Here is a 4051-nt window from a genome sequence, read left to right on the forward strand (position 1 = left end):
CCTCGGGCGAGCCGCTGTTCAAGCGCGGCTGGCGCGAGGACAAGGGCGATGCGCCGCTGAAGGAAACCCTGGCCGCGGCCATGATCGCGGCCACCGGCTGGAACGGCGGCAGCGCCAAGACGCTGGACGACATCACCCCGCTGTACGACCCCTGCTGCGGCAGTGGCACGGTGGTGATCGAGGCAGCGCAGATCGCGTTGCGCATCCCGCCCGGCATGGTGCGCCGCTTCGCGTTTGAAAAGCTGGTGCCCTATCAGTCGCACGTGTGGGAAGGCATCCTGAACGAGGCCGAGCGCGGCATCCGCGACTGGCCCGAGGGCCATGCGCCCATCGTCTTCGGCAGCGACGTGGCGTTCCGCATGGTCGACTTCGCGCAGCGCAACGCCGAGCGCGCCGGTGTGGCCCATGCGGTGGAGCTGCGCGGCGGTGACGCGCTGCAGCGCCAGCCGCCCACGAAGACGCCGGGCATCCTGCTGCTCAACCCGCCGTATGGCGAGCGCATCGCGGCGGCCGGCGTCGCTGGTGAAAACGCCAGCGCCCGCGCACAGCGCCTGGAGCCGCGCGCCCCGCGCGTCTTCACCGCCGGCAAAGCCGCGCCCCCCGCACCCGGCCTGGGCCGTGAGAGCGCGCAGATGGCCGACGGCGGCGACGGCAGCGAATTCTTCCAGCAGCTCGCCGCGCACTGGAAGAGCCACTACGCCGGCTGGAGCGCCTGGCTGCTCACGCCTGACCTCAAGCTGCCCGGCAAGATGCGCTTCAAGGAGTCGCGCCGCGTGCCGATGTGGAACGGTCCGATCGAATGCCGGCTGTTCCGCTTCGACCTGACCGCCCGGCGGGCCCCCGACGCCGCACCGCCCGCGGCATGAGCACGGCACAGCCGGTGACGCTGGTGATCGACACCAACGTTGTGCTCGACCTCTTCCTGTACGAAGACCCGGCCACCGTGCCGCTGCGCGCGCTGCTGGCCGAGGCGCCGACGCGCTGGCTGGCCACGGCGGTGATGCGCGAAGAGCTGCGCCGCGTGCTGCTTTACCCGCAGGTGGTCAAGCGCATGGACGCCCGGGCGCTGAGCGCCGACACCATCCTCGCCGCCTTTGACGCGCGCACGCAGATCGTGGACAGCGCACCCAAGGCGCCCTACACCTGCAAGGACGGCGACGACCAGAAATTCATCGACCTCGCCGTCGCGCACACGGCGGTGCTGCTGAGCAAAGACAAGGCCGTGCTGTGCATGGCCAAGCGCCTGGCCCGGCTGGGCGTGGCGGTGCACCGCCAATGGCTGCCCGCGACCCCCGAAAACGCCACCCCCGAAACCACTGAGACCCCCGCATGAAACCCGTCATCCGTGCCTTCTTCAAAACCCTGCGCGCCGTGCTGGGTCCCGTCATGCTGCTCAAGGAACGTCTGACCCAGCCGCGCGGCGTGGTGCGCGAGCCCGCGCGGCAGACCACCGTGAACCTGCAGTGCCAGAACCTGGCGCTCTACCAGTTCAGCACCTGCCCGTTCTGCATCAAGGTCCGGCAGGAGATGCGGCGCCTGTCGCTGCCCATCGCGCGGCGCGACGCGCAACACGACGCGGCACACCGCGCCGAGCTGTTGCAGGGTGGCGGCGCTGTGAAGGTGCCGTGTCTGAAGATCACCGATGCCAGCGGGCAAAGCCAGTGGCTCTACGACTCTGCCGCGATCATCGCCTACCTGCGCGGGCGATTTGCCGTTGCCTGAGGCGGTGGCCTGAGGCTCAGTCGGCCAGCAGGCGCGCGCTCAGTTCGGCCGCGTCGGGCCGATCCAGCACCGTGTTGTGCCGATCCGTCAGCGGGCCGCCGCCGGGCTCTGGCTCACCCGCGGCGGTGTAGCCCACGGCCTTGAATTTCCACACCGCGCCGATGCGCTTGAGGTTGCCCACGTGCTGCCCTGCGGCGTCGTGCACGGCGAACACGCCCGCGTTGACGGGGCGCAGGCTCAGCGGGCTGGGGCTGGGGGCAGGGTTCATGGTGAGGGAGGGCGAGTGGGCCCCGCCGAGTATGCCGGCTGGTGCCAGACCCCTCTCCACCGCGGGATTCGGTCCCGCTGCTTGGCGGTGTCGAGGCGGTGCGCACCGCAGCGACCGCAAAGAAAAAGCCGGGACACCCTTGCAGGTGACCCGGCCCGATGGCTGGTGCGGAGGGGGGATCAGCGCTGGCGGCGGCGTGTGCTGACCGCCACACCGGCCAGGGCCAGCCCCAGCAGGGCGAGGGTGCCGGGTTCGGGCACGCGGCTGATGCGCAGGTTGTCGACCAGCAGGGCGTCTGCTGTCCCGAGCGTTGCGGTGCGGAAACCGATCTGGGTGAACGAACCGATGGACGACGCGCCGGTGTCGAACACGTCGGCACCGGTCAGCGTGGCCATTTCGTGGGCGGTGGGGTTGAGCCAGAAGTCGAAGCGGTTGTAGACATTCGACGTGCCGGTTTTCTGCAGATAACCCATCAGCGTGTAGGTGGTGCCCAGCACGATGTCCTGCACATTGCCACCGGCGTCGCTGCCGCTGGTGCGCACGAACAGGTCGTTGATGCACGAGCCCGTGCCGCAGTTGGCTTTGAGGCCGATGTTCGGCCCCGTGCTGTTGCCGAACCACAGACCCAGGAAGTCGTTGTTGCTGATGCTGCCGGCATCGAACTGGAAGTCGAAGCTGATGATCACGTTGCCGCTGACCGCGCTGGCCAGGTTGCGGACGGCTGCCGCGTCAGCGTTGCCCGTGATGCGCAGGGCGTTGCCCGACATGGCGGCGTCGGTGGTCACCAGGCCGTTGGTCGTGCCGGCATCCACCCAGCCGGCGGCCCAGCCCGTGCCGCCGCTGGCACCGTTGATGGCCGATCCGGTGGTGTAGCTGTCGAAGTTGTCGCTGGCGATCACCACGTCGGCCATGGCCGGGGTGGCGAGAAGGCTGCTCAGGGCGAAGGCGGAAAAGAGGTGTTTGGGATGCATCTGTGTACCTTGTACTCAATTGTTGCAAGTGTAAGCAAAGGTTGTGCCCCATTGAAGTTTCCATATAAATCAAAGCGTTGTGCGCGAAGGCTGGCCCCATGGCAGGTCAAAAGACATGGATTTGTCAAAAATTCCGACACTTTGTTCGGCGACGCGATCCCGCTGCCTTGCCGGGCTTTGAGCGGTCCGTGCGCAGCGCAGCGTCTACACTGGCCGCCGTTTTCACATCACCAGACCGAGTCCTGCCATGACCGCCACCCCCACACTGCCCCCCCTGGACGGCCCCGACTTCGACGTGCTCGAAGACATCCTGGACGACTTGCGTTCGCGGGGCGAGGACGTGCCGCAATGGGAGTTCTGCGAAGGCGCCATCGCCGCGCTGCTGTGCACGCGCCGGCTGATCCTGCCCGATGAGTTCCTGCCCATCTTGCTGGGCGTGGGCGACGGGGCGGACGACAACCGCTTCGCCGACGCGGCCCAGTCCGAGCGCTTCATGACGCTCTGGACACGCCGCTGGAACGAGGTGGCCGATGCGCTGAACGCCAGCGTCGAGTCGCTCGAAGACGAGCGCTGCTACCACCCGGAGGTGATGGACGTGCGCGGCGCCGTGGCGCTGTTGCCTGAGACCGAGCAGGCCGAGATGGCCGAGCAGGCCCTGCCGGCCTACGGCCAGGTGTGGGCGCTGGGCTTCATGTTCGTGGTGGAGAACTGGCCCGAGGAATGGGAAGCCCCGCGCGACAAGGAGACCGCGGGCTGGATCGACGAGGCGCTGGACGCCGTCGTGGCGCTGACCGAGGACGACACGGGCAAGCCGGCCTTCAACCTGCACGCCGAAGACGGGCCCCCGAGCGTGAGCGAGGACCGTGCCAACGCGTTCGGCTCGGCCCTGTGGGCGGTGTACGACCTGCGCCAGATCTGGCAGAGCCTGGGTCCGCGCGCGGAGCCGGTGCGCCGGGACGCCACCCCCGGCCGCAACGACCCCTGCCCCTGCGGCAGCGGCAAAAAATACAAGAAGTGCCACGGCGCTTGAATAGCGCCCCCACGCTCCGCCGCTGCGCGGGTCGCTGCCCCCCGAGGGGGCTGGGCCTGC

The 4051-nt window shown here is 68.9% G+C and carries 6 protein-coding genes; 4 read left to right on the forward strand and 2 right to left on the reverse strand.

What is annotated here, in order from left to right; translation table 11 throughout:
• From RMP09_RS17770 to RMP09_RS17780, 3 genes are all read left to right on the forward strand, one after another.
• A partial coding sequence (locus RMP09_RS17770; protein WP_409559751.1) for a class I SAM-dependent RNA methyltransferase occupies positions 1-866 on the forward strand: 866 nt, incomplete at its 5' end.
• Positions 863-1333, forward strand: a complete 471-nt coding sequence (locus tag RMP09_RS17775) for a putative toxin-antitoxin system toxin component, PIN family (RefSeq protein WP_310567308.1) — start codon at positions 863-865, stop codon at positions 1331-1333. The genes RMP09_RS17770 and RMP09_RS17775, both read left to right, overlap by 4 nt.
• Positions 1330-1722 (forward strand): glutaredoxin family protein, encoded by a 393-nt coding sequence (locus RMP09_RS17780; RefSeq protein ID WP_310567309.1) that lies wholly within the window; start codon positions 1330-1332, stop codon positions 1720-1722. Before RMP09_RS17775 ends, RMP09_RS17780 begins: the two co-directional genes overlap by 4 nt.
• A 16-nt stretch (positions 1723-1738) precedes the next feature.
• On the opposite strand, the gene RMP09_RS17785 is transcribed toward RMP09_RS17780, so the two are convergent.
• Both RMP09_RS17785 and RMP09_RS17790 read right to left on the reverse strand, forming a co-directional pair.
• Positions 1739-1990, reverse strand: a complete 252-nt coding sequence (locus RMP09_RS17785; protein WP_310567310.1) for a hypothetical protein — start codon at positions 1988-1990, stop codon at positions 1739-1741.
• A 179-nt stretch (positions 1991-2169) separates the two neighbouring features.
• Positions 2170-2961: a PEP-CTERM sorting domain-containing protein gene (locus RMP09_RS17790; protein ID WP_310567311.1), complete on the reverse strand. Its 792-nt coding sequence runs from the start codon at positions 2959-2961 to the stop codon at positions 2170-2172.
• A gap of 247 nt (positions 2962-3208) precedes the next feature.
• Between RMP09_RS17790 and RMP09_RS17795 the strand changes: the two genes are divergently transcribed.
• Positions 3209-3991 (forward strand): UPF0149 family protein, encoded by a 783-nt coding sequence (locus tag RMP09_RS17795; RefSeq protein ID WP_310567312.1) that lies wholly within the window; start codon positions 3209-3211, stop codon positions 3989-3991.
• The last annotated feature ends 60 nt before the right edge of the window (positions 3992-4051 follow it).

The sequence above is a fragment of the Hydrogenophaga sp. genome (assembly GCF_031426985.1).
GTDB lineage: Bacteria > Pseudomonadota > Gammaproteobacteria > Burkholderiales > Burkholderiaceae_C > Hydrogenophaga.